This window comes from Vibrio sp. 2033 (assembly GCF_033339735.1).
Genome location: NZ_JAWOVC010000536.1, coordinates 1 through 608 on the forward strand (window position 1 = coordinate 1; position 608 = coordinate 608).

Genomic DNA, 608 nt, shown 5'->3' on the forward strand with positions numbered 1-608 from the left:
AACTTCAGATCGCTGCTAGCGATCTGAACATGCAGAAAGGAGCAGTTATGTCTGCATTTGCTTTTTTTGGCGCGCTTGAGATCGGCTTGATTTATGGCTTGGTTGCTTTGGGCGTCTATCTTACGTTTCGTGTTCTTGATTTTCCTGACTTAAGTGTAGATGGCAGTTTCCCTATGGGAGCTGCGGTTGCTGCGACAGCTATCGTTGCAGGCATCAACCCTTGGATTGCAACCGGTATGGCGATTATTGCTGGTGGCATGACAGGCTGGGTCACCGCATTTCTCGCTGTCCGCTGTGGAATTTTGCATCTCTTAGCGTCCATCCTCACTATGATTGCCGCGTTTTCTATCAACATTCGTATCATGGGCAAACCCAATATGGCTCTTTTGGGTGAAGACACCATTCTCACTCCTTTTGAATCGATGGGCGTTGCGATGTTTATTCTTCCGTTGGTCGTAGGCGTACTGGTTCTCATCTCTGCCTTTTTGGTGGTGCGATTGCTAAATAGCGACTTCGGCTTGGGCCTTCGAGCGACGGGTGTGAATGGCCGAATGGTGTCTGCGCAAGGCGCAAGCACAGGGTTCTACACCTATTTTTGTTTGGCGCTG

At 49.5% G+C, this 608-nt stretch carries 1 protein-coding gene; it reads left to right on the top strand.

The window, feature by feature from the left end; translation table 11 throughout:
• Positions 1-47: 47 nt before the first annotated feature.
• Positions 48-608: ABC transporter permease (locus R7P74_RS27655; protein ID WP_443293484.1), on the top strand; the 561-nt coding region annotated here is incomplete at its 3' end.